Origin of the sequence: Muricomes intestini, assembly GCF_004346165.1 — a bacterium.
In the GTDB taxonomy this organism is placed as follows: domain Bacteria; phylum Bacillota; class Clostridia; order Lachnospirales; family Lachnospiraceae; genus Muricomes; species Muricomes intestini.
Map to the genome: position 1 here is coordinate 1 of NZ_SLZZ01000061.1, position 1,929 is coordinate 1,929.

Annotated in this window: 1 rRNA gene; it reads left to right on the forward strand. The window is 53.4% G+C overall.

Annotated elements, in window-relative coordinates:
- Positions 1-1,925, forward strand: a 23S ribosomal RNA gene (locus EDD59_RS17585); the annotation flags it as partial.
- Positions 1,926-1,929 lie beyond the last annotated feature (4 nt).

Below are 1,929 nucleotides of genomic sequence, written 5' to 3' on the forward strand. Positions count from 1 at the left end.
TATGGGAGTCAGACTGTCCGAGATAAGTTGGATGGTCAAAAGGGAAACAGCCCAGACCTGCGGCTAAGGCCCCAAAATGTGTGTTAAGTGGAAAAGGATGTGGGATTTCAAAGACAGCTAGGATGTTGGCTCAGAAGCAGCCATCCATTCAAAGAGTGCGTAATAGCTCACTAGTCGAGAGGTCCTGCGCCGAAAATGTCCGGGGCTCAAACACACTGCCGAAGCCCAGGAATTGATGAATGTCAATTGGTAGAGGAGCATTCTTAAGAGGAGGAAGCTGTACCGTAAGGAGCAGTGGACCCTTAAGAAGAGAGAATGCCGGAATGAGTAGCGAGAGGAAGGTGGGAATCCTTCCGGCCGAATATCTAAGGTTTCCAGAGTAAAGCTGATCTGCTCTGGGTAAGTCGGGGCCTAAGGCGAGGTCGAAAGACGTAGCCGATGGACAACAGGTGGAGATTCCTGTACTATACCATGACAGAACTGTGGGGACGCAGGCAGAGAGCGCATCCCGGGAGTGGAAAACCCGGGGCAAGCGGAGAAGGAGTGCATCAGGCAAATCCGGTGCATAATCCAAAGACGTGACGCCAAGCGAACTAAAGTAGCGAAGTGCGTGAGCTGACTGCCGAGAAAAGCCGCTATTGTTCATGGTATACCCGTACCGTAAACCGACACAGGTGGATGAGGAGAGAATCCTAAGGCCGACGGGAGAAGCATTGTTAAGGAACTCGGCAAAATGACCCCGTAACTTCGGGAGAAGGGGTGCCTGGGGAACCAGGCCGCAGAGAATTGGCCCAAGCAACTGTTTAGCAAAAACACAGGTCTATGCAAAACCGAAAGGTGAGGTATATGGGCTGACGCCTGCCCGGTGCTGGAAGGTTAAGGGGAGAGGTTAGCATACGCGAAGCTTTGAACTTAAGCCCCAGTAAACGGCGGCCGTAACTATAACGGTCCTAAGGTAGCGAAATTCCTTGTCGGGTAAGTTCCGACCCGCACGAAAGGCGTAATGATTTGGGCACTGTCTCAACAATGCACCCGGTGAAATTGAAGTACCAGTGAAGATGCTGGTTACCTGCGCCAGGACGGAAAGACCCCATGGAGCTTTACTCCAGTTTGATACTGGGATTCGGTATTGCATGTACAGGATAGGTGGGAGGCTAAGAACCCGTGACGCCAGTTGCGGGGGAGCCGCTGTTGGGATACCACCCTTGCAGTGCTGGGTTTCTAACCAGCGGCCGTGAACCGGCCGGGGGACAATGTCAGGCGGGGAGTTTGACTGGGGCGGTCGCCTCCGAAAGGGTATCGGAGGCGCTCAAAGGTCTTCTCAGAATGGTCGGAAACCATTCGGAGAGCGTAAAGGCAGAAGAAGGCTTGACTGCGACACCGACGGGTGGGGCAGGTACGAAAGTAGGACTTAGTGATCCGGTGGTATAAAGTGGGATTGCCATCGCTCAACGGATAAAAGCTACCCTGGGGATAACAGGCTTATCACTCCCAAGAGTTCACATCGACGGAGTGGTTTGGCACCTCGATGTCGGCTCATCGCATCCTGGGGCTGAAGTAGGTCCCAAGGGTTGGGCTGTTCGCCCATTAAAGCGGTACGCGAGCTGGGTTCAGAACGTCGTGAGACAGTTCGGTCCCTATCCGGCGTGGGCGTAGGATATTTGAGAGGAGCTGTCCTTAGTACGAGAGGACCGGGATGGACTGGCCGCTGGTGTATCTGTTGTTCTGCCAAGAGCATAGCAGAGTAGCCAAGCCGGGACGGGATAAACGCTGAAGGCATCTAAGCGTGAAGCCCCCCTCAAGATGAGATATCCCATAACGTAAGTTAGTAAGACCCCTTGAAGACGACGAGGTAGATAGGGCAGAGGTGGAAGTGCAGCAATGCATGGAGCTGACTGTTACTAATAGGTCGAGGGCATAACCAGACAA